This is a genomic window from Nonomuraea sp. NPDC046570 (assembly GCF_040645915.1).
Taxonomy (GTDB): Bacteria; Actinomycetota; Actinomycetes; order Streptosporangiales; family Streptosporangiaceae; genus Nonomuraea.
This window is the reverse complement of sequence record NZ_JBEYZF010000019.1, coordinates 1-21,187: the sequence shown is the minus strand read 5'-3', so window position 1 is coordinate 21,187 and position 21,187 is coordinate 1. Positions and strand designations below refer to the sequence as shown.

Here is a 21,187-nt window from a genome sequence, read left to right as displayed (position 1 = left end):
TGAGCCACACCATCCTCGACGCCGACCGGCGGCTCTGCGGGCCGTACACGCTGGCGAGAGGGCTGCTGGAGTTGATGGTCCCGTATGCCCTCAAGCGGTGGCCGGAGATCGTCCACGAGCATGACCTGGAGATCAGGGTCGCGGCCCCGCAGCTGCACGCCCTGGTGCCGGCCAGGCGGGTGTCGCTGGCCGACAGCCTGCCGCAGGGGGAACGGATCCTGGTGCCCGCGCCCCGCCGTACGCTCAGGCTGGCCAACGGGCTGGCCGAGTTCGTCCGGGACCACCTGGCCCGGCGCGGGCCGATGGAGCTCGTCGTGGCGAACGCCGACGAGGCGGACGCCACCGACGTGGAGTTCCTCCAGGTGCTCGCGCGCCGGGTCGACCCGGCGCTGCTGACGGTCGTCCGGCAGCCCGCGACCGAGCGGCAGCCGGGCGGCGTGCCCGACGACACGCTCAGGTACCGCAACGAAGGCTTCCACCATGCGATGGCCGAGGCCGGGGCGCGGCTGCTGGAACGGTTCGAGGAAGACGGCGAGCAGTGGTGGACGCTCCTGCACAGGACCACCACCGCGCTGGCCGCGCTCGACCGCGAGGACGAGGCCAGGGCGCTGCTCGATCACGCGAGAAGGGTGAGCGCGGACCCCAAGAACCGGGCCACGGCCGCCTACGCCACCGCGATGCTGCTGGTCCGCCACCACGACCCGAGCAGGCGCGACCCCGACGAGGCGCTGTCCTGGATCAACGAGGCCGTCGCGCTCACCTCGCTGCTGCCCGACCGGCGGGAGCGGGCCTTCCACCTGGGTTTCGACCTGAACGGCAAGGCGCTGGTCCAGGTCCGCAGGGGCCGCGTGGACGAGGCGTTCCGGCTGGTCGAGCAGGCCATCGAGCTGGCCGAACGAGACCTGCCGGACGCGCACCCGATCCACCGGCTCGTGCTGCGCGCGAACCGGGCGCAGTTGCTGGCCCAGCGGGGCGACCTGGCGGGGGCGCTGGCCGAGTTCGACGCGGCCATCGCCGCCGACCCCGGCTACCCCGACTACTACATCGACCGGGGCAACCTGCTGCACCGTCTCGGCCGCCTGGACGAGGCGCTGGCCGACTACGAGAGCGCGATGCGGGCCGGCCCGCCCTTCCCCGAGCCGCACTACAACCGCGCCGAGATCAGGTACGCCACGGGCGACCTCCACGGCGCGCTGGCCGACCTCGACTACGCGATCGAGCTCGACCCCGGCTTCACCGACGCCTACGTCAACCGGGCCGGGCTGCTGGTCGCGCGCGGCGAGCTGGCACGGGCCAGGGCGGACGCCGAGCGCGACCACGCCAACCCGTACCTGCTGTGCGTGCTCGGTCAGATCGAGAGCGCCGAGGGCAGGCCGGACGAGGCGCGCAAGGCCTTCGACTCGGCGCTGGAGCGCGACGCCCGGCTGCCGGCCGCCTGGGCGGGGCGCGGGGTGCTGGCCTTCGAGTCGGGCGACGTCGAGGAGGCGATCCTGGACCTCACGCACGCGATCGAACTGGCCGACGACGCGGGGACGCGCTTCAACCGCGCCGTCGCGCTGCGCGCGGCCGGCCGGACCGAGGAGGCCCGCGCGGACCTGCTCAGGGCCCAGGCCCTGGCACCGCACGACGAGGACGTACGGCGAGCCCTGGACGAGCTGTGAAGCCCGTCAGACGGCCTGCCGCCGGGCGGCGCTGGTGCCGATCGGGACGACCAGCGGGGTGCCGGCCACCGGGTCGTCGATGACTTTGGCCTCCAGCTCGAAGACCTCCAGCAGCAGGTCCTCGGTCAGCACCTCGTGCGGCTTCCCGGCGGCGATCACCCGGCCGTCGCGCATGGCGACCAGCGTGTCGGCGTAGCGGGCGGCCAGGTTGAGGTCGTGCAGCACCATGACGACGGTCCGGCCGGACTCCTCGTGCAGGTGCCGTACCAGTTCCAGGACCTCGACCTGGTGGGCCAGGTCGAGGAAGGTGGTCGGCTCGTCGAGCAGGAGCAGGTCGGTGCCCTGGGCGAGGGCCATGGAGATCCAGGCGCGCTGCCGCTGGCCGCCCGACAGCTCGTCGAGCGGCCGTTCGGCCAGGTCGGCGAGCCCGGTCATGGCCAGCGCCGCGCCGACGGCGGACTCGTCGTCGGAGGACCACTGCCGGTACCAGGTCTGGTGCGGGTGCCGGCCCCTGGCCACCAGGTCGGCCACGGTCAGGCCCTCAGGGGCCGAGGGCGCCTGCGGGAGCATGCCGAGGACCTTGGCCACCTCGCGGGTCGGGATTTTGTCGATCCGCTTGCCGTCGAGCAGGACCTCGCCGCCGGACGGCTTCAGCAGACGGCCGAGGGCGCGCAGCAGCGTGGACTTGCCGCAGCCGTTCGGGCCGATGATCGTGGTCACCGTGCCCGCCTCGATGCCGAGGTCGAGGCCGTCCACGATGACGCGGTCGCCATAGCCCAGCGTGACGCCGACAGCCTGCAGTCTCATGTGCGGCCCTTCCGGATGCGGGTGAGCAGATAGATCAGGTAGGGGGCGCCGAGGACGGCCGTGACGACGCCGACGGGCAGCTCGGTGGGGGCGAAGGCGGTGCGGGCGACGAGGTCGGCGCCGGTGATGAGGACGGCCCCGACGACCGCGGAGGCGATCAGCGGCGGCTGGGCCGAGCGGGTCATCCGCAGCGCGATCTGCGGCGAGGCCAGGGCGACGAACGCGACCGGCCCGGCCGAGGCGGTGGCCGCGGCGGAGAGCATGACCGCGCCCAGGATCAGCAGGCCGCGGGCGAGGTTCATCCGGACGCCGAGCGCGATGACGGTGTCGTCGCCGAAGCGCAGGGCGTTGAGCGAGCGGGTGCCGAGCAGGGTCAGCGGCACCAGGACGGCCAGGGCGAGCGCGACGGGCACGACGTGCTCCCAGCCCCGGCCGTTCAGCGAGCCGGTGATCCAGACCATCGCCCTGCCGGTGTCGTTGACGTCGCCGACGGTCAGCAGCCAGTACTTCACGTTGGTGAACACCGCGGCCACGCCGATGCCGACCAGGACCAGGCGGAAGCCGTCCAGGCCGTGCCGCCAGGCGAGCGCGTAGACGAGCGCCGCGCCGCCGAGGCCGCCGATGACGGCGAGGGCGGGGATGCCGACCGAGGCGAGCAGGCCGCTGACCCCGCCCGCGGCGCTGCCGCTGAACACGACGCCGGCGACCACGGCGACCGAGGCGCCGGTGGTGACGCCCAGGATCTCCGGGCTGGCCAGCGGGTTGCGGGCGATCGACTGGATGATCGCGCCCGCGAGCGCGAGCGCGGCGCCGACCAGCGCGCCGGTGAGCGCCCGGGGCAGGCGCAGCTCCATGACCACGAAGTGGTCGCCGCCGCTGCTGTCGACGACGGCGCGGAGCACCTGGGGGACGGTCATCTCGATGTCGCCGATGCGCATGTTCAGCGCCATCAGCAGCACGAGGGCGACGAGCCCGCCCAGGGTGACGAGCAGGGCGCGGGGCCGTACCAGCCAGGAGGTGCGGGCCGCGCGCAGCGGGAGGCCGCCGGCCTTCACAGCGGCACCGGTCTTCACAGCCGCACCGGCTTCCTGCGGCGGACCAGCGCGATGAAGAAGGGCGCGCCCATCAGCGCGAGCACCACGCCCACCTCCAGCTCTCCGGGCGGGGCGACGACCCGCCCGATCACGTCGGCCACCAGCAGCAGCGCCACGCCCACCAGCCCCGAGTACGGCAGCAGCCACCGGTGGTCGGTGCCGGACAGCGGCCGGGCCAGGTGCGGCACGATCAGCCCGATGAAGGCGAGCGCGCCGCAGGCCGCCACCGAGGCGCCGGCCAGCAGGGTGACCGAGGCGACGCCGATCGTCCTGGTCAGCGCGATGTTCTGGCCGAGGCTGCGGGCCACGTCCTCGCCGAGCGAGAGCGCGTTCAGGCCCGGCGCGTTGATCATGGCGAGGATCAGGCCGACGAGGATGAACGGCAGCACCTGCCAGACCACCGCGGGCCCGCGCGACGCGATCGAGCCCGACTGCCAGAACCGGAACACGTCCATCGCCTGCTCGTCCACCAGGACCAGGGCGGAGGTCAGCGCGTAGAGGAAGGCGCTGACCGCGGTGCCGGCCAGGGCGAGCGTGACGGGTGTCGGGCCGCCGCTGCCGCCGACCATGCCGAGGGCGAAGACGCCCACGCTGGCGATCAGTGCGCCGGCCAGGCCGAACCAGATGTAGGCGTACAGGTTGGTGGCGCCCAGCACGATGATGCTGGCGACCATCGCGAACGCGGCGCCCTGGGTGACGCCGAGCAGGCCGGGGTCGGCCAGCGGGTTGCGGGTGTGTCCCTGCATGAGCGCGCCGGCGACGCCGAGCGCGATGCCGGCGAGCACGCCGATCGCGGTTCTCGGCAGGCGCAGCGAGCGGATGATGATGTCGTTCTCGGTGCCGGTGGAGGCGGTCAGCGCGTGCCAGGCGTCGGTGAGCGGCACCGGCTTGGAGCCGATGGTGATGCTCAGCACGACGGCGACGGCGACGGCGGCGAGGAGAGCGGTCAGCGTGAGGAGTCGCCGGTGTCGCACGTGACGGAGCCGCGGCAGGGCCACCGCTGTGCTCACCTGGGCCTCCTCGTCGTTTGCCGGATCCTGGTGAATTATGCCAGTTTAGGCATGGGTAACCTAAATGAGGTTTGCCTAACCTATTCGAAAGGGTTCCTCATGAGAACGTTTCGCGCCGTGGCCATGGGCGTGGCCGGACTCGCGCTGACCGTGGGACTCGCCGCCTGCGGCTCCACGACGACGGCGGCGCCGTCCGAGTCGGCCAAGCCCGCGGCGGCTGAGGCGTTCGCCACGATCACGCACGCCATGGGCGAGACTGTCATCCCGACGCAGCCCAAGCGCGTGGTCGCGCTCGACCAGAGCTTCGTCGACGCGGTCCTCACCCTGGAGACGCAGGTCGTCGGCTACACCACCTACCGCAGCATCGACGACAAGCTGCCCGAGTACCTCGGCCCGCTGGTCGAGCAGTACGGCAAGGACGCCACCGCGGTCGGCTCGCTGGAGCAGCCCAGCCTGGAGAAGATCATGGCGCTCAAGCCCGACCTGATCGTCTCGGCCAAGGTCCGCCACGAGGCCCTCTACAGCAAGCTGTCGCAGATCGCCCCGACCGTCTTCAGCGAGACGACCGGCGCCATCTGGAAGGACAACATCCGGCTCATGGGCAAGGCCCTGGGCAAGGAGGAACTCGCCGACACCAAGATCAAACAGTTCGAGGAGCGGGCGGGGAAGATCGGCGAGGAGATCAAGAAGAAAGACGGCAAGCTGCCGACCATCTCGATCGTCCGCTTCGCCGGCGAGCCGACCACCCGGCTGTACGTCGAGAACTCCTACTCGGGCGTCGTGCTGAAGGACGTGGGCTTCCCGCGCCCGGAGGGCCAGCCGACCAAGCCGGACGCGATCGCGGTCGACGTGAGCCAGGAGCGCATCGCCGACCTGGACGCCGACCACATCTTCGTCTCCACCTACCCGGACCCGACCACGGACGGGCCCAAGGAGAAGTTCGTCGGCAATCCGCTGTGGGGCAAGCTGAAGGGCACCAAGCACGAGGTCAGCGACCTGACCTGGATGAGCGCCGTGGGCATGCAGGGCGCGCACGCGATCCTCGACGACCTGGCCGCCAAGTTCTCCGTGGACCCGGCCAAGGCCTGACCAGCCTCGAAGGAACCCCGTGCCCGGCAGGGCGCGGGGTTCTTCCCGTTCAGGAGGCCAGGAAGGCGCGCAGGTCGGCCAGGTGGGGGTGGATGTCCAGGTCGCGCTCGGCGAGCCAGGCGTCGTTGTCGTAGGTGCCCCGGTAGCGCTCGCCGCCGTCGCAGATCAGCGTCACGATGCTGCCCTGCTCGCCCGCCTCGCGCATCTCCTTGATCAACTCGACCACCGCGGCCAGGTTGGTGCCGGTGGAACCGCCCACGTCCCGCCCGGTCACCTCGCTGGCCCAGCGCATCGCCGCGATCGAGCGCGCGTCGGGCACCTGGATCATGCGGTCGATCACGCCGGGCAGGAACGAGGGCTCCACCCGGGGCCGCCCGATGCCCTCGATGCGCGAGCCGAGCGCGGTGGCGTCGGGGTCGCCGGACTTCCACGACGCGTAGAAGGCCGACCCCTCGGGGTCGACCACGGCGAGGCGGGTGCTGTGACAGCGGTAGCGGATGTAGCGGCCGATCGTGGAGGAGGTGCCGCCGGTGCCGGCGCCGACGACGATCCAGGCGGGCACGGGGTACGGCTCCATCGACATCTGGTGGAAGATGCTCTCGGCGATGTTGTTGTTGCCGCGCCAGTCGGTGGCCCGCTCGGCGTAGGTGAACTGGTCCATGAAGAACCCGCCGGACTCGGCGGCCAGGCGGTGCGACTCCGCGTAGATGGCGCCGGGGTCATCCACCAGATGGCACTTGCCGCCCTGGAACTCGATCAGCGCGATCTTCTCGGGCGAGGTGGACGCGGGCATCACGGCGATGAACGGCACCCCGATGAGCCTGGCGAAGTACGCCTCGCTGACCGCGGTCGAGCCGCTGGACGCCTCGACGACCGTGGTGGTGGGACCGATCCAGCCGTTGGCCAGGCCGTACAGGAAAAGAGAGCGGGCCAGTCGGTGTTTCAGTGAACCGGTGGGGTGCACCGACTCGTCTTTCAGGTAGAGGTTTACCCCCCAGTGAGAGGGCAGCGGGAACACATGGAGGTGTGTGTCGGAACTCCGGTTGGTATCGGCCTCGACCTTGCGGATGGCCTCGGCTACCCAAGTCCGGGTGCGACTGTCGTGACGGTCCAGGTATTCCATGCCGCATAACCTATCTCATGTGACTCTGACCACATTCAGTGCGATATTGAGGGGAGAGTGTTACGATAATGAGACTTGTCCGGCCGTGGACGTGACAGCGCACGCCGCGAGCGATTGGACTGTTCAGCCCCCTGACCTGGAGGAACTGCTAACGCGGCCCTTACGTGGGGTTTGCGAGGATAGTTCTGTGGCCAGACGGCTCACGGGCCGGGCAGGGCTCAAGGGGGACAGCGCAAGGGGGAATGATTTTGATCTCAATGACCGATGAGCAGCGTCAGGACTGGTTCGAGCGCGACGTCGTGCCCGTGACCTCGCAGCTTTTCGCCTCCGCGATGCGCCTGACCCGCAACACCGCCGACGCCGAGGACCTGGTCCAGGAGACCGTCGCCAAGGCCTACACCTCGTACCACCAGTTCCGCGAGGGGACGAACCTCAAGGCCTGGCTGCACCGGATCCTCACCAACAACTTCATCAACGACTACCGCAAGAAGCAGCGCTCGCCCAAGCTCTCCGCAGCCGAGGAGATCGAGGACTGGCAGCTCGCCGCCGCGGAGTCGCACACGTCGACGGGTCTGAAGTCGGCCGAGACCGAGGCCCTTGAACGCCTGCCCGACAGCGCGGTGATGAACGCCCTGCGCTCGCTCCCCGAGGACTTCCGCGTGGCCGTCTACCTGGCCGACGTCGAAGGCTTCGCGTACAAGGAGATCGCCGAGCGGATGGGCACGCCCATCGGTACCGTGATGTCCCGCCTGCACCGTGGCCGCCGCCAGCTCCGCGGCATGCTGGAGGAGTACGCCAAGGAGGAGGGCGCCGTGCGCCTGCCCGCCCAGCGGGCAGCCGCCTAGCCCAGCCCCATGTGCAGCCGCACCCGAAGCGTGCCGCCGTAGAGTTGCCTGCTGATCCAGAGCCCGTATCCCCGCAGGGATTCGGGCTCGGGTGGTAGCCGGCCACCTCGCCGCCCAGCGCCCCCTACGCAACGGCTATGAGCGCGACCGCCCCCAGCGCGAACGCCACCCCCGCCATCTGCACCGCCCGCAGCCGCTCACCCAGCACGTACCTGGCCAGCAGCAGCGTGCTCGCCGGGTACAGCGAGACGAGGACGGCGACCAGGCTGAGCAGCCCGCGCTGCTCGGCGAGCAGGTAGAGGACGTTGGCCGCCATGTCCAGCAGCCCGGCGGCGGCGATGATGGCCATCGAGCCGCCGGACGGCTTGAGCGAGCGGCGGGTGGTCACGGCCACCACGACGACGATGCTCACCGAGGCGAGCCGCGCCCCGAGCAGCGGCCACATGCCCGAGCCTTCGGGCGCCTGGGCGAGCAGGATGAAGAACCCGCCGAACCCGGCGCCCGCGGCGAGCGCGACCAGCATCGAGGAGAGCGAGGTGGCGCCCTCGCCCCGGGGGCTCCGACTCACCAGCAGCACCGACAGCAGGGCGAGGACCACGCCGATCATCGCCATCAGCGCCGGACGTTCGCCGCTCACCAGGCCGAACAGCACGGGCAGGGCGGCCGAGGTGACCGCCGTGGTGGGCGCGACCACCGACATGACGCCGGTCGCCAGCGCCCGGTAGAAGAGGACGAGCCCGGTCACCCCGGCGACGCCCGCGGCCAGCCCCCAGAGCAGGGCGCCGTCGCTGGCCTGGCCGGGCAGCACCGGGAGCAGGGCGATGACCAGGATCATCCCGGCCGTCTGGGAGAGCACGACCACCGACAGCACGCGGGAGCGGCGGGTGGCCAGGCCGCCGCAGAAGTCGGCTGTGCCGTACACGATCGCGCAGGCTGTGGCCAGAATCACCGCAGTCAAGGGGCACCTTCGCTAGGTCAATGGGTTGCACTGTTAGTTCAATCTAGAGAGTGCAGCATAATGTACCAATTTGTCACTAGAATGCACTCATGATGGACGCTGAGACGATCACCGCCGCCATCGCCAACAACGTGCGCGCCCAGCGGGCGCACCGGGGGCTGACGCTGGACGCGCTGGCCGCCCGCTCCAGCGTGAGCCGGGGCATGCTGGTCCAGATCGAGCAGGGCAGGACCAATCCCAGCGTCTCGACGCTCACCCGCATCGCCTCCGCCCTCGGCGTCACCGTCGCCAGGCTCGTGGAGGTCTCCGACGTACCCGTGGTGCGGATCGTGAAGGCGGCCGAGGTGGTGTCGTTCCCGCAGGGGGAGGGGGCGGCCAGGCTGCTGATCGGCGCCGACGCGCCGATGATCCTGGAGCTGTGGGACTGGCGGCTCGCCCCGGGCGACCACCACGACGGCGACGCCCACCCCGCCGGAACCCGCGAGATGCTCACCGTCCTGGCGGGCGAGCTCACCCTCACGGCGTACGGCAAGAGCCACCGCCTGCGCGTCGACGACGCCGTGCTCTTCACCGCCGACCGCCCGCACCGGTACGCCAACGAGGGCGACGAGGAACTCAGATTCGTGATGGTCGTGGCCGAGCCAAAAGAGGCCCCGGACCAATAGCGGCGATCACACCCCCGATCACCACCTGGAGCCCCATGATTGCTCTATGTGGTTGCCCGTGACCGCGCTCGACTCCTGGGTACATCACCTTTGTGCGACACATCCTCGACAGGGGGTTACGGGTGACTGAGTCCCGTGCGGCGATCGAGAAGCTTCGCGCGGAGCTTACGGGGCTCGGCGTGACGACCGCCTACGAGATAGGCGATGACGCAACCCTTTCCGTATGGATCGGCCTGGTCGTCCGCTATGGCGATGGGTTCTTCCATTGGAAGGAAGGCGTGGTGAAGCGTCGGCATCTGGGTACGGATCCGGTTGGATGTGCCATTAGGGTGGCGCGTCGCTATACGGAACTACAGGCGGACATCCCACTCTGGTGGGAGAACCTGGCCAAGGAGCTGAGGGGGGGCTCCGCACAGGACTATCCGTGACCCCCCGCTGCGCTTCAGGGGGAACGCATGCGCGTCGGGGCGGTGCTGATCGCGACCGGGCTCGCGTTGACAGGATGCGGGACGGTCACCACCACGACCGTGGAGATGCGGCCGAGGGTGGTCAGGACACCGGATCCGATCGATCCCTTGGCCCTGGCCAAGAAACTCATCGCCATCCAGCCTGATTGGCCGACGACCAGGAAGATCGACTGCAAGCGGGCCAAGTGCATCGCGCTGACCTTCGACGACGGCCCCGGCAAGTACACCGACAAGCTGCTCGACATGCTCAGCAAGCACCGGGTCAGGGCGACGTTCTTCCTGGTCGGCGAGATGGTGGAGGAGAACGGCCGGCACACCCTGCCCCGCATGGTCGCCGACGGGCACGAGCTCGGCAACCACTCCTGGAGCCACGCGCAGCTCACCGCGCTGTCCACCGACGGCGTCAGGAGTGAGCTCAAACGGACCCAGGATCTCGTGGAGCGGCTGACGGGAGTGCGGATGCGGGTCATGCGGCCGCCGTACGGCTCGACCGACGGCCGGGTGGCGGCCGAGACCCGGCACGAGAAGCTGGCGCAGATCCTGTGGAACGTCGACACGCTCGACTGGCGCGACCGGGTGCGCTCGATCGTCGCCAAGCGGGCCTGCGACGCCAAGCCCGGCTCGATCGTGCTGATGCACGACATCCACAGCAGCACGGTCGACGCGGTGCCGCACATCCTCGACACCCTCCTCGACAAGGGCTACACCTTCGTCACGATCTCCGAGCTGTACGGCTCGACGCCCGCACCGGGCAGGAAGTACACCGAGCGGTGATCGACAGCGTCATCCGCGGCTACACCGCGGGCGGCGCTGACCAGTCGGCGGCACATGGCAGGCTGGCGGCATGGGATTCACCGGCTTCCCCGACGAGGCGTTCGTGTTCTACGAGGGCCTTGAGGCGGACAACTCCAAGACGTACTTCACCCTGCACCGGCACCTCTACGAAGAGGCGGTCAGGGCGCCGATGCTCGCCCTGGTCGAGGAACTGGCGGAGGAGTTCGGCACCGCGAAGCTGTTCCGCCCCTACCGCGACGTCCGCTTCGCCAAGGACAAGTCGCCCTACAAGGACCATCAGGGCGCCTTTATCGACGTGCAGCCGGGCGTCGGCCTGTACGTGGAGGTCGGCGCCTCCGGGCTGTACACCGCGGGCGGCTTCTACACGCAGGCGCCCGACCAGGTGGCCCGCTACCGCGCGGCCGTCGACCAGGACCTGTCCGGCAAGCCGCTGGAGCGGATCGTCGCCGACCTGCGCGACCGCGGCTACACCGTGGACGGCGATCGGCTCAAGACCAGGCCGCGCGGCGTGCCCGAGGACCACCCCCGCCTCGACCTGCTCCGGCACCGGTCGCTGCACTGCGGGCGGCGCTACGAGCCCGAACCGTGGGTGCACACCCCGGAGGCCGGCGAGCGGGTCCGTGCGACATGGCGGGACTACGGGCCGCTGGTGGAGTGGGTCGCCGCGCATGTGCGCGGCAGCGAGCTCATTTCTGCTGGACGGCGTTGACGTCGCCCTTCAGGATCCGGTCCACGGTCTGACCGGTCGCCGAGGTGGCGGCCGTGGTGCCCGCCGCGATCGCCACCGCGACCAGCGGGGTGGCCAGGCTCCGCAGGCTGCGGATGTTGCGCACCCGGCCCCACGGCTCCCCCGCCAGGTACATGATCCGCCACTCCCAGAACAGCCCCAGCCCCATGCACACCACCGCCACCTGGCCGACCACGATGGCGACCAGTTGCACCTTGTCCGGCATGCCGAGGTCCGGCTCGGCCAGCGCGGGGATGTACGGCGACAGCTCGGTCACCAGACCGCCGGCCATCAGGTTCAGCGCCTTGGTCATGGGCTGGGTGCCACGCAGGCGCGGGTAGAAGTAGCCGAAGAAGAAGCCGAAGGCCGGCAGGGTGAACAGGTAGCGGGCGTCGAAGAGGTACATGGTGACGTCGGGGCCGGACGGCCAGCCGTACACCACGATCGAGAACGGGACGCTCAGCGGGAGGCTCGCGATGAACGCGTGGGCGCCGTTCTCCCAGGGGGAGCAGCCTGAGGCCGAGGCGAAGGCGGTCTCCCGGCCGCCGCCCGCCTCCAGCGCCTGGTCCAGTTCGGCGTGCTGCCGCTCGAAGTGCTCCATGCTGAGTTCGCCCGCGCCCAGCCTCGCCCGGCCGGAACGGAAGAGCTCCTGCTCCGACAGGTGCAGCACGCGCCGCCGCAGCGCCTCCTTGACCAGCCTGCGGTGCTCGTCCGGCGAGCGGGGCTCGGCGATCTCGGGGCGCGGCCCGGCGAGCAGCCATCTGGCCACCGCCCAGGCGACGAGCGACGTCACGGTCAGCGCGGGCACGGTCACGTCCAGGTCGAAGATGGGCTCGCTGTCCCTGGGCGTGAGATGGAGGATCATCAGGCAGGCGATCATCGAGGCCCGCACGGGCGCGCTCTTGATGGCGCCGAGCGTATGGCCAAGGCGTCTGAGCCGCAGCACCAGCAGCGCGAACGTCAGCAGGACCAGCCCGAGCGCGCCCCTGACGACATGGTTGAGCGGCAGCCCCCACAAGGTCGCCGGGGGCACCTGCAGCTCGTTCGCGGGCAGGCTCCACGAGCCCGGGTCGAGCCACTCGGCCGGCCAGCCCAGCAGCAGCAGGCTGAGCAGCACCGCCGACGCGATCGCGCCGCGTGACCAGCGCCGGGTGGCGACCGCGAGGCCCGCGATCGGGATCAGCGACCAGCACAGGCCCAGCACCAGGCGCACGCTGTCCGGCGGGTAGGCGCCGGACTCGACCGCGCGCAGCCACAGGACCAGGGCCAGCACGCCGATCGCCGCGCCCGCCGCGACGAGTGCCAGCCGGGCGGAGAGCCGGCGCACCCCGAGGTCCAGGGTGACCGCCGCCGCCGCGCCCGCAGCGCCCACGACCGCCACGCCGCCGCCGGTCGCCAGCACCGGGACGGAGACCTGCTCATAGGAGGCCGACCAGTACAGCATGCCGCCGGCGATCAGCACGGCCAGGCCGGTGAGCGCCAGCACGTCGGGGAAGGTCCACGGGGCGCGGACGGGCAGGATCCTGGCGGCGTGCCGTACGGCCACGGCGGGCAGCAGCACGAACAGCGTGGCCGCGCCGATCAACACCCACTGCCCGGTGAACCTGGCCGAGAGCAGCGCGGCGGCGGCGAGCACCACGCTGATCACCAGCTCGCGGTTGGCCGGCCGCCGCCACCAGGCGGTGCCCAGCGCGCGGTAGAGGAAGACGACCAGGACCAGCGCGGTGACGATGCCGAGCACGGGCGCCCAGGAGATCTCGTCGCGGCCTTCGGTGTCGGGGAAGCCGAAGGAGCCGTAGACGAGCTTCACGGTCACGTCGAACCGGCCAGCGGTGAACTCCAGCCGCGCCCGCTCCTCGCGCTCCGGCGTTATGCCGAGGAGCTGCAGGACCGTCCACTCGCCGGGGTGCAGGGTGATCCTGCGCTGGTCGACCAGGCTGGGGGAGGCGGTGGGCCGGTGGAACCAGAGCTCCATCACCTGGTCGGCGCCGAGCTGGCGGAGCATCGTCACGCTGAAGGTGACCGTGGTCATGCCCTTCTCGGTGACGATCACCGGCGCCTGCCGGGTCGTCGGGCCGAGGACGAGCGCGTTCTCGACCTTCATCGGGCCGAAGCCGTCGTCGATGAAGGAGCGCAGCCGCCGTGGGAAGTCCGTGCCCTGTCTGACCAGTGTGACCAGCGGGTCGTCCTGGTCCATGGTCAGGCGGTGGGCGAGGGTGAGTTTCACCTGGAGGCTGCGATCGTCCAGCCGTCCCCGCGGGATGTCGCGCAGGTCGGCCTCCGACGCGCGGGTGATCGTGACCTCGGTGGTGGCCTGGCGGGTCGTGGGGCGTAGCGAGGCGGGGTCGTCGGACAACAGCGACCAGACGTTGACCGGGGGAGCCGGGGCGGCCGGTGTGCCGCCGGGCACCGCTCGGGCGGCGACGGCACACCAGATGATTCCCCCCGCCGACAGCGCGGCGAGCGCCAGGGCGACGATCCTCTGGAGCCTTCCCACACCACGATGATCCGCTCAGCACCCGCTGTGCACCACCGCAGACGGTAACGGTGTGATTACAGGTGCTCTAGGTGAGCAGCGTCAGGATGGCGGCGAAGGTCAGCCAGGTGATGAAAATGGCCAGATTGACCCGAATGTTTACGCTTCCCATGGTGGCGTCCCTCCCTCTCCCCGCCAGCATGGACGGAGCCGGAGGTAATCCACTTGCGGCTGGATGGTATCCCAGCTCAACGCCGACGGCCCGCCTCCCTGAGGGGGGCGGGCCGTCGGTGGATGGATCAGTTGGCGCGCTTGGCGCGGGCGGCGGCGCGGCCTCGGGTGGAGGCGTCCAGGACGACCTTGCGGATGCGCACGCTCTCCGGCGTGATCTCCACGCACTCGTCCTCGCGGATGAACTCCAGCGCCTGCTCCAGCGACAGCACCCGCGGCGGCACCAGCGTCTCGGTGACGTCGGCCGTGGAGGAGCGCATGTTGGTGAGCTTCTTCTCCTTGGTGATGTTGACGTCCATGTCGTCGGAGCGCGAGTTCTCCCCGACGATCATGCCCTCGTACACCTCGGTGGTGGGGCCGACGAACAGGATGCCGCGCTCCTGCAGGTTCGTCATCGCGAACGCGGTGACGGGGCCCGAGCGGTCGGCGACCAGCGAGCCGTTCTGGCGGGTGCGCAGCTCGCCGAACCACGGCTCGTACGCCTCGAACACGTGGTGCACCAGGCCGGTGCCCCGGGTCTCGGTGAGGAACTCGGTACGGAAGCCGATCAGGCCGCGGGCCGGCACCACGAACTCCATCCGGATCCAGCCGGTGCCGTGGTTGGTCATGTGCTCCATACGCCCCTTGCGTACGGCCAGCAGCTGGGTGACCGCGCCGAGGTACTCCTCGGGGCAGTCCACGGTCAGACGCTCGACCGGCTCGTGCACCTTGCCGTCGATCGTCTTGGTGACCACCTGCGGCTTGCCGACGGTCAGCTCGTAGCCCTCGCGCCGCATCTGCTCGACCAGGATGGCCAGCGCCAGCTCGCCACGGCCCTGGACCTCCCACGCGTCCGGCCGGTCGGTGGGCAGCACGCGCAGCGACACGTTGCCGACGAGCTCCTTCTCCAGCCGGTCCTTCACCATGCGGGCGGTGACCTTGGCGCCCTTGACCCTGCCGACCAGCGGCGAGGTGTTGGTGCCGATCGTCATGGAGATGGCCGGCTCGTCCACGGTGATGAGCGGCAGCGGGCGCGGGTCCTCGGGGTCGGCGAGCGTCTCACCGATCATGATCTCGGGGATGCCGGCGATGGCGATGATGTCGCCGGGGCCCGCCTCCTCGGCCGGCTTGCGCTCCAGCGCGTCCGTCATCAGCAGTTCGGTGATCTTGACCCGCTGGATGGAGCCGTCGGTCCGGCACCACGCGACCTGCTGACCCTTGCGGATCGTGCCCTGGTGGATGCGGCACAGCGCGATCCGGCCCAGGTAGGAGGAGGCGTCCAGGTTGGTGACGTGAGCCTGCAGCGGCGCGCTCGGGTCGTAGGTCGGCGCCGGGATCGTCTCCTTGATGACGTCGAACAGCGGCTCGAGGTCCTCGGAGTCGGGCAGCCCGCCGTCGTCGGGACGGTTCAGCGAGGCGCGGCCCGCCTTGGCCGAGGCGTAGACGATCGGGAAGTCGATCTGCTCCTCGGTCGCGTCGAGGTCCATGAAGAGCTCGTAGACCTCGTCCACGACCTCCTTGATCCGCGAGTCGGGGCGGTCCACCTTGTTGATGCACAGGATGACCGGCATCTTCGCGGCGAACGCCTTGCGCAGTACGAACCTGGTCTGCGGCAGCGGCCCCTCGGAGGCGTCCACCAGCAGCACCACGCCGTCCACCATCGACAGGCCGCGCTCGACCTCGCCGCCGAAGTCGGCGTGGCCGGGGGTGTCGATGATGTTGAGGGTCATGTCGCCGTGCTTGACCGCGGTGTTCTTGGCGAGAATGGTGATGCCCTTCTCGCGCTCGAGGTCGTTGGAGTCCATCACGCGGTCGTCGACGTCCTGGTTGGCCCGGAAGGCTCCCGACTGCCAGAGCATGGCATCCACGAGAGTGGTCTTGCCGTGGTCGACGTGCGCGATGATCGCGATGTTCCGCAGGTCGTCGCGGCTGTTCAAAGGCATGTTGGGATCTCACTCTGTGATCGTGGGAGCTGGCCGCGGACGTTGCGGCCCCTCTAGTTTAGTTGGTCGCCGTACCATCCTTGGTGCCGCGGGTGCAACGGGCACGATTTCGCCGGTCGTCGTGGCTGATCAACCCGGGTTTCCCGGGTTTCACCTCGGATATACGGCTTGCGGGCCTCGCCGAAGCCCTTGCGGGGACGTGCGTGCGCGGGGAGACTCCGAGTGATCGAGCCCCCACTCTCGGGAGGAGCATGGCTCACAACCTCCCCAGCGAGCCCAATCCCTTCATCGGCCGCGGACGGGACCTCGCCGAGGTCACCGGGTTGCTCACGCGTCATCGGGTGGTGTCGCTGTGCGGTGTGGGCGGCATCGGCAAGACCCGTTTCGCGTTGCGCGTGGCCGCCGAGCTGGTCGGCGAGTTCGGCGACGGGGTGCTGCTGGTCGAGCTGGCCAGGATCGCCCGCGGCGAGCTGGCCGTACACGAGGTGGCGGCCGTCCTGCAGGCGCACGAGGAGGGCAGCCGCCCGCTGGTCGACACGGTGATCGAGCGGATCGGCGGGCAGCGCGTCCTGCTCGTCCTGGACAACTGCGAGCACGTGATCGAGGCGTGCGCCGAGCTGGTGGACCTGCTCACCGCCTCCTGCCCCGAACTGAGGGTGATCGTCACCAGCAGGGAGCCGCTGCGCATCGCCGGTGAGGTGGTGTGGCGGGTGCCGCCGCTGGAACTGCCGGAGAAGGGCTCCGCCGAGTCCAGCGAGGCGGTCCAGCTCTTCCTGGAGCGGGCCCGCTCGGTCGGCGCGCGCTTCCCGCTCACCCAGGAGAACATCAGCGCGATCGGCGAGCTCTGCCGGGCGCTCGACGGCATGCCCCTGGCCCTGGAACTGGCCGCCGCCAGGACCACGGTGCTCTCGCCCGAGCAGATCGCCGGCCGGATCAGCGACCGCTTCAAACTCCTGACCGGCGGCGACCGTACGGCTCCCGCCCGGCACCGCACCCTGCTGGCCACCGTCGAATGGAGCCACTCGCTGCTGCTGATGCCGGAGCGGATCCTGCTGCGGCGACTCGCCGTGTTCGCGGGCAGCTTCGACCTGGACTACGTCGAGCGTGTCTGCGGCGACGACCTGCTGCCGCCGAGCGCGATCCTCGACCTGCTCGCGGGCCTGGTGGACAAGTCCATCGTCCAGTGCGACCAGCGCGACCAGGCCCAGTACCGCCTGCTGGAGACCATCGGCCAGTACGCCCTGGACCGGCTCAGGGAGGCGGGGGAGGAGCGCGAGCTGCGCGACCGCCACCTGCACGTCACCCGCGACCGGGCCAGGGACGACTTCTGGGACACCATGATGGTCCCGATGCGGGGCGAGGCGCGGCTGGCGGCCTTCCGCAGGGTGGGCGACCGCAACGCCGACCACCGCGCGGCGCTGGGCTGGGCGGTCGAGTCGGGCCAGGCGCGGCCGGGCCTGGAGACGGCCTGCTATCTGTACGCCATCTGGGCCGTCCGCGGCACCTGGCTGGAGAACCGGCGCTGGTACGAACGGCTGCTCGCGCTCGACCTGACCGACGTGCCGCCCGAACTGGTCGGCGAGGCCTGGTCGCGCCAGGCGGACATGGCCTTCGGGCAGGACGACCTGGCCACCGCCGAGGAGTCGGCGCTGCGCGGCCTGGAACTGATGCGGCACAGGCCCGGCTACCGCTTCTCGCTGGGGCTCACGCTCAACAACGTCGCCATGATCTACCTGCGCACCGGCCGGCCCGAGGCGGCCCAGGCGTGCGCGGAGGAGGTGCTCGAAGGGGCGGCCGAGGCGGGCGACCTGTGGAACCTGGGGATGGCGCACAACGGCCTCACGCTGATCACGGGGCTGAGCGGGCGGCTCAGGGAGGCGCAGCGGCACGCCGAGGAGGCGCTGGCCGCCTTCCGGGAGGCCGACCAGCTCTGGGGCATCGGCAGGGCGCTGATCAGCCTGGGCGTGCTGTGCCGCATCCGGGACGACCTGGACACCGCGCGTACCCATCTGGAGGCGAGCCTGCCGTACCTGGAGGCGTTGGACGCCAAGCCGGAGATCGCGCGGGCGTACGCCGAGCTGGGCCGGGTGGCGACCCAGCAGGGGGATCTGGGCCGGGCCAGGCAGCGGCTGGTGCAGAGCGTGGAGCTGAGCCGCAAGATCGGGCAGCGGCGCGGTGTCACGCGCGGGCTGGCCGCGATGGCGGGGCTGGCCGAGCGGAGCGGCGACCTGGAGAGCGCGGTGCTGCTGTCGGGGGCGGTCGTCTCGCTGCGCGAGGAGATCGGGCAGAAGACGTCGGTGGCCAAGGCCGAGGAGATCCTCACCAAGGCCAGGAGCGGGCTCGGGGAGGCGCGGACCGGGCTGCTCTACGCGCACGGGCGGGCGATGTCGGCCGACGACGCGCTGGCCCACGCGCGGGCGGGCGGGGCCACCGAGCTGCCGGTCAGCGCGCCGTCGGCGCCGGTGCCGCTGGTGACGCCGACGGTCCTCACCGAGCGCGAGCGCGAGGTGGTGGCGCTGCTGGTGAAGGGCATGTCGAACCGGAAGATCGCCGACGAGCTGGTCATCAGCCCGGCCACGGTCGCCAGGCACGTGGCCAACATCCTGCTCAAGCTCGGCTTCTCCTCGCGCACCCAGGTCGCGACCTGGGCGTTGGAGCACCGCATCGTGAATGGCTAGTCGCCTGCACATTCCTATACATGTGTACGAGCAGGACGATTCATACCGTGACATGCATGTCTACCTGGACGGATGTGGTGCTGGGGGTCGCGGGGCGCCGCGGCGGCCGGTCGGCCGTGACCGACGCGAGGACGGGAGAGGTCCTCGCCTACGACATGCTCGTCAAGAGACTTGAACGGGCGGCGGCGGGGTTGCGCGACCGCGGCCTGGCGCACGGTGACCCGGTGCTGGTCCATCTGCCGCCGGGCCGCGACTACCCGCTGGCCGTGCACGCCGCGGCGGTGGCGGGCGGTCTGGTGACCCCCTTGGAAGCCGACATGGACCTGGAACTGTTCTACGAGCGCCTGTCCTCCAGCGGGGCGCGGATGATGATCACTGACGAGGATTTGGCGCGCAGGTCCACCTCGGCGGTGGGTGACTCCAGGATCCGGCAGATCTTTACCTTCGGCGAGGTTCCGGGCATGACGCCGTTCGGCGACCTGGACGGGCCGCCGTGCCCGCCGGCGGGCGGGGCCGCGGTGACGTTCAACGGCGTTCACGTGCTCAGCCACGACCAGGTGGTCGCCGAACTGCGCAGGCTCACCACCGTGCTGCCGCTCAGGGAGCGCGACGTGGTCCTGGTCGCGGCCACCGAGTCGCACGAGCAGTCGGCGATCTTCGATCTGGCGCTGATGGCGGGCGCCCACGTCGTCACCGCGCCGGGGGCGTCGGTGGCGGAGTGTCGCGAGCTCATCGCCAGGCACCATGTCACCGTCACGGCCGTCCCGCCCCGCGTCGCGCCCCATCTGCCTGGCGAACACCACCGCCTGGCCGTCCACGGGCACCTGATGGAAGTGGTGCTGCGTACCCCGCCTGCCTAGGGGTTACATAGGCCGTTGCATATTTCTGCGCATGTCAAGAGGGGTTGACCATCTCTAGATTGGCGGCATGACGTGGACGGAACAGGTTCTCCTGCCGGCCGCCGGACTGGGCGACAGAGCGGCTGCGCGCGACGTCAGGACGGGAGCCGTGCTCACCTACGCCAGGTTCGCCCACCGGGTCACGCACGCCGCGGCAGGCCTTCGCCGCCGCGGCGTGCGGCCGGGCGACCCACTGGTCGTCGATCTGCCGCCCGGCTGCGCCCTGCCGATCGCGGTACACGCCGCCTCATGGGCGGGCGCGCTCGTCCTGCTCGGCGGCTCCGGCGGCCGCCCGCACAAACTCGTGATCTCGTACGGCAGGCGCGCCACCGAGGTGACCGACGCCCAGGAGGTCTTCACCTTCGACCGGACCCCGGGCACCACGCCGTTCAACGACCTGGCCGGTGACCAGGAGCTGGAGTTCGGGCCGATCGCCGGCCCCGCCCTGGCCTTCCCCGGCGAGCCGTTCCTCACCCAGGCCGACATGGTCGAGAACCGCCGCGAGCTGGCGGGCCGCCGCCTGTTCGGCAAACACGACGTGATCCTGGCCGCGGTGACCGATCCGCGGCGGCTGCTCACGGTGCTCGACGTGGCGTTCATGGCGGGCGCGCAGGTCGTCATCGCGCACGAGCCGACGCTGGTCGGCTGCCGGGTGCTGATCGCCGAGCACGAGGTGAGCGTCGTCGTGGCCCCCCGCGAGCTGGGCCGCAGGCTGCGGAACGGGAGCCGGCTCCGGGTGCTCGACGACACTCTCGCCGGCAGTCTTTAAGCTGGAGACATGCCGCTCGCACCGTCCTATCCCGTCCTGCTCAGGACCAAGGACGGCGTGCGCGTCGACGGCTCGCACACGCCCTCGCGCGGTCACGGCGAACTGGGCATCGTGGTGGCGCACGGCTTCACCGGCTCGTGGCGCGAGCGCACCGCCCGCCGGATCGTGCACGTGCTGAGCGAGACCGGCGGCGTGGTGGCCTTCGACTTCCGCGGCCACGGCCGCTCCGGCGGCGAGAGCACGGTGGGCGATCTGGAGGTCCTCGACATCGACGCGGCCGTCCGGCACGCGCGGGTGATCGGCTACTCCAAGGTCGCGGTGGTGGGCTTCTCCATGGGCGCGGCGGTGGCCATCCGGCACGCGGCCCTGTACGGCGGCGTCGACGCGGTGGTGTCGGTGAGCGGCCCCGCCCGGTGGTACTACCGGGGCACCCGCCCGATGCGCCAGGTGCACTGGGCGATCGAGCAGCCGGTCGGGCGGTGGGCGGCCAGGATGGCCAAGCGCACCAGGATCGCCCGCGGCACCTGGGACCCGATCCCGATGGCGCCGTACGAGGCTGTGGGATTGATCACGCCGACGCCGCTGCTGATCGTGCACGGCGACGCCGACACCTTCTTCCCGCTGGAGCACGCCCACCAGCTCTTCAAGGGGGCTGCGGAGCCCAAGGAGCTGTGGATCGAGAAGGGGTTCGGCCACGCCGAGTCGGCGGCCACTCCCGACCTGATCCGGCGAATCGGAAATTGGCTCGAAAACGTATCGAACCTTTCCTGAGTAAAACGCGTCTACCTAGAGCGGATGGAAGGTATCCGTCGGGAGAAGTCCTTGGGGAAAGAAATCCGCCTGCTTGGCGGATCTAGGACATACTTCGAGTAGCCGGACGGTTGCCCAGCGTCGCGGGGGCGCGCACGCCAGCCACCCCGCGACGATCGCGCCCGCCGCTCCGGCGAAACGCAGCATGCGCGCCAGCGGCC

At 70.7% G+C, this 21,187-nt stretch carries 19 protein-coding genes; 11 read left to right on the top strand and 8 right to left on the bottom strand.

Annotated features, from left to right (window positions below; genetic code table 11):
* Nucleotides 1–74: 74 nt before the first annotated feature.
* On the top strand, nt 75–1,661 hold the full coding sequence (locus tag ABZ911_RS26790) for a tetratricopeptide repeat protein (RefSeq protein ID WP_358061385.1): 1,587 nt from the start codon (nt 75–77) through the stop codon (nt 1,659–1,661).
* Nucleotides 1,662–1,667: 6 nt separating this feature from the next.
* Here ABZ911_RS26790 and ABZ911_RS26785 read toward each other — a convergent pair whose 3' ends face one another.
* The 3 genes from ABZ911_RS26785 to ABZ911_RS26775 are packed head-to-tail and all read right to left on the bottom strand — an operon-like array spanning nt 1,668 to nt 4,572.
* Nucleotides 1,668–2,468, bottom strand: coding sequence for an ABC transporter ATP-binding protein (locus tag ABZ911_RS26785; protein WP_358061382.1), 801 nt, complete (start codon nt 2,466–2,468; stop codon nt 1,668–1,670).
* Nucleotides 2,465–3,541, bottom strand: coding sequence for an iron chelate uptake ABC transporter family permease subunit (locus ABZ911_RS26780; RefSeq protein ID WP_358061379.1), 1,077 nt, complete (start codon nt 3,539–3,541; stop codon nt 2,465–2,467). The genes ABZ911_RS26785 and ABZ911_RS26780 overlap by 4 nt, the downstream gene beginning before the upstream one ends.
* Entirely contained in the window at nt 3,538–4,572 is a 1,035-nt protein-coding gene (locus ABZ911_RS26775; protein ID WP_358061376.1) for an iron ABC transporter permease, read from the bottom strand. Before ABZ911_RS26775 ends, ABZ911_RS26780 begins: the two co-directional genes overlap by 4 nt.
* Nucleotides 4,573–4,671: 99 nt before the next feature.
* On the opposite strand from ABZ911_RS26775, the gene ABZ911_RS26770 reads away from it, so the two are divergent.
* Nucleotides 4,672–5,661 carry an iron-siderophore ABC transporter substrate-binding protein gene (locus ABZ911_RS26770; RefSeq protein WP_358061373.1) on the top strand — a complete coding sequence of 330 codons (990 nt, stop codon included), beginning with the start codon at nt 4,672–4,674 and terminating at the stop codon, nt 5,659–5,661.
* A 49-nt stretch (nt 5,662–5,710) separates the two neighbouring features.
* Here the strand turns inward: ABZ911_RS26770 and ABZ911_RS26765 are convergent, their stop codons facing one another.
* A complete protein-coding gene (locus ABZ911_RS26765) occupies nt 5,711–6,784 on the bottom strand; it encodes a PLP-dependent cysteine synthase family protein (protein WP_358061370.1) in 1,074 nt (357 codons plus the stop codon).
* 242 nt (nt 6,785–7,026) lie between these two features.
* On the opposite strand from ABZ911_RS26765, the gene ABZ911_RS26760 reads away from it, so the two are divergent.
* Nucleotides 7,027–7,629, top strand: a complete 603-nt coding sequence (locus ABZ911_RS26760; protein WP_358061368.1) for a sigma-70 family RNA polymerase sigma factor — start codon at nt 7,027–7,029, stop codon at nt 7,627–7,629.
* A 124-nt stretch (nt 7,630–7,753) separates the two neighbouring features.
* Here ABZ911_RS26760 and ABZ911_RS26755 read toward each other — a convergent pair whose 3' ends face one another.
* Nucleotides 7,754–8,578: a DMT family transporter gene (locus ABZ911_RS26755; RefSeq protein WP_358061726.1), complete on the bottom strand. Its 825-nt coding sequence runs from the start codon at nt 8,576–8,578 to the stop codon at nt 7,754–7,756.
* A gap of 98 nt (nt 8,579–8,676) precedes the next feature.
* On the opposite strand from ABZ911_RS26755, the gene ABZ911_RS26750 reads away from it, so the two are divergent.
* The 4 genes from ABZ911_RS26750 to ABZ911_RS26735 all read left to right on the top strand — a co-directional run bounded on the left by ABZ911_RS26750 (nt 8,677) and on the right by ABZ911_RS26735 (nt 11,223).
* On the top strand, nt 8,677–9,252 hold the full coding sequence (locus ABZ911_RS26750) for an XRE family transcriptional regulator (protein ID WP_358061365.1): 576 nt from the start codon (nt 8,677–8,679) through the stop codon (nt 9,250–9,252).
* A 122-nt stretch (nt 9,253–9,374) separates the two neighbouring features.
* The gene (locus ABZ911_RS26745) at nt 9,375–9,680 is read left to right on the top strand and encodes a hypothetical protein (RefSeq protein ID WP_358061362.1); all 306 of its coding nucleotides are present in this window, start codon (nt 9,375–9,377) and stop codon (nt 9,678–9,680) included.
* Nucleotides 9,681–9,707: 27 nt separating this feature from the next.
* On the top strand, nt 9,708–10,493 hold the full coding sequence (locus tag ABZ911_RS26740; protein WP_358061359.1) for a polysaccharide deacetylase family protein: 786 nt from the start codon (nt 9,708–9,710) through the stop codon (nt 10,491–10,493).
* Between the two features lie 70 nt (nt 10,494–10,563).
* Complete coding sequence (locus ABZ911_RS26735; protein WP_358061356.1) at nt 10,564–11,223, top strand: DUF2461 domain-containing protein; 660 nt, start codon at nt 10,564–10,566, stop codon at nt 11,221–11,223.
* Here ABZ911_RS26735 and ABZ911_RS26730 read toward each other — a convergent pair.
* Nucleotides 11,201–13,738, bottom strand: coding sequence for a hypothetical protein (locus ABZ911_RS26730; RefSeq protein WP_358061354.1), 2,538 nt, complete (start codon nt 13,736–13,738; stop codon nt 11,201–11,203). The genes ABZ911_RS26735 and ABZ911_RS26730 overlap by 23 nt on opposite strands.
* Nucleotides 13,739–14,016: 278 nt before the next feature.
* Nucleotides 14,017–15,870: a translational GTPase TypA gene (typA, locus tag ABZ911_RS26725; protein WP_358061351.1), complete on the bottom strand. Its 1,854-nt coding sequence runs from the start codon at nt 15,868–15,870 to the stop codon at nt 14,017–14,019.
* A gap of 251 nt (nt 15,871–16,121) precedes the next feature.
* Here typA and ABZ911_RS26720 point away from each other — a divergent pair, with 251 nt between their 5' ends.
* The 4 genes from ABZ911_RS26720 (at nt 16,122) to ABZ911_RS26705 (ending at nt 20,987) form a co-directional block, all read left to right on the top strand.
* Complete coding sequence (locus ABZ911_RS26720; RefSeq protein WP_358061348.1) at nt 16,122–18,548, top strand: tetratricopeptide repeat protein; 2,427 nt, start codon at nt 16,122–16,124, stop codon at nt 18,546–18,548.
* Between the two features lie 56 nt (nt 18,549–18,604).
* Nucleotides 18,605–19,408 (top strand): AMP-binding protein, encoded by an 804-nt coding sequence (locus ABZ911_RS26715; protein WP_358061345.1) that lies wholly within the window; start codon nt 18,605–18,607, stop codon nt 19,406–19,408.
* Nucleotides 19,409–19,475: 67 nt separating this feature from the next.
* The gene (locus ABZ911_RS26710; RefSeq protein ID WP_358061342.1) at nt 19,476–20,216 is read left to right on the top strand and encodes an AMP-binding protein; all 741 of its coding nucleotides are present in this window, start codon (nt 19,476–19,478) and stop codon (nt 20,214–20,216) included.
* A gap of 9 nt (nt 20,217–20,225) precedes the next feature.
* A complete protein-coding gene (locus tag ABZ911_RS26705) occupies nt 20,226–20,987 on the top strand; it encodes an alpha/beta fold hydrolase (protein ID WP_358061339.1) in 762 nt (253 codons plus the stop codon).
* 15 nt (nt 20,988–21,002) lie between these two features.
* Here the strand turns inward: ABZ911_RS26705 and ABZ911_RS26700 are convergent.
* Nucleotides 21,003–21,187 (bottom strand): hypothetical protein (locus ABZ911_RS26700; RefSeq protein ID WP_358061336.1); only part of this gene is annotated, 185 nt, incomplete at its 5' end.

What these genes read in the sequence shown, in the direction of transcription:
- ABZ911_RS26790 (WP_358061385.1), top strand. Translation starts at nt 75, where the DNA reads ATGGTCCCGTATGCCCTCAAGCGGTGGCCGGAGATCGTCCACGAGCAT.
- ABZ911_RS26785 (WP_358061382.1), bottom strand. Translation starts at nt 2,468, where the DNA reads ATGAGACTGCAGGCTGTCGGCGTCACGCTGGGCTATGGCGACCGCGTC.
- ABZ911_RS26770 (WP_358061373.1), top strand. Translation starts at nt 4,672, where the DNA reads ATGAGAACGTTTCGCGCCGTGGCCATGGGCGTGGCCGGACTCGCGCTG.
- ABZ911_RS26765 (WP_358061370.1), bottom strand. Translation starts at nt 6,784, where the DNA reads ATGGAATACCTGGACCGTCACGACAGTCGCACCCGGACTTGGGTAGCC.
- ABZ911_RS26760 (WP_358061368.1), top strand. Translation starts at nt 7,027, where the DNA reads ATGATTTTGATCTCAATGACCGATGAGCAGCGTCAGGACTGGTTCGAG.
- ABZ911_RS26750 (WP_358061365.1), top strand. Translation starts at nt 8,677, where the DNA reads ATGATGGACGCTGAGACGATCACCGCCGCCATCGCCAACAACGTGCGC.
- ABZ911_RS26740 (WP_358061359.1), top strand. Translation starts at nt 9,708, where the DNA reads ATGCGCGTCGGGGCGGTGCTGATCGCGACCGGGCTCGCGTTGACAGGA.
- ABZ911_RS26735 (WP_358061356.1), top strand. Translation starts at nt 10,564, where the DNA reads ATGGGATTCACCGGCTTCCCCGACGAGGCGTTCGTGTTCTACGAGGGC.
- typA (WP_358061351.1), bottom strand. Translation starts at nt 15,870, where the DNA reads ATGCCTTTGAACAGCCGCGACGACCTGCGGAACATCGCGATCATCGCG.
- ABZ911_RS26720 (WP_358061348.1), top strand. Translation starts at nt 16,122, where the DNA reads ATGGCTCACAACCTCCCCAGCGAGCCCAATCCCTTCATCGGCCGCGGA.
- ABZ911_RS26715 (WP_358061345.1), top strand. Translation starts at nt 18,605, where the DNA reads ATGTCTACCTGGACGGATGTGGTGCTGGGGGTCGCGGGGCGCCGCGGC.
- ABZ911_RS26710 (WP_358061342.1), top strand. Translation starts at nt 19,476, where the DNA reads ATGACGTGGACGGAACAGGTTCTCCTGCCGGCCGCCGGACTGGGCGAC.
- ABZ911_RS26705 (WP_358061339.1), top strand. Translation starts at nt 20,226, where the DNA reads ATGCCGCTCGCACCGTCCTATCCCGTCCTGCTCAGGACCAAGGACGGC.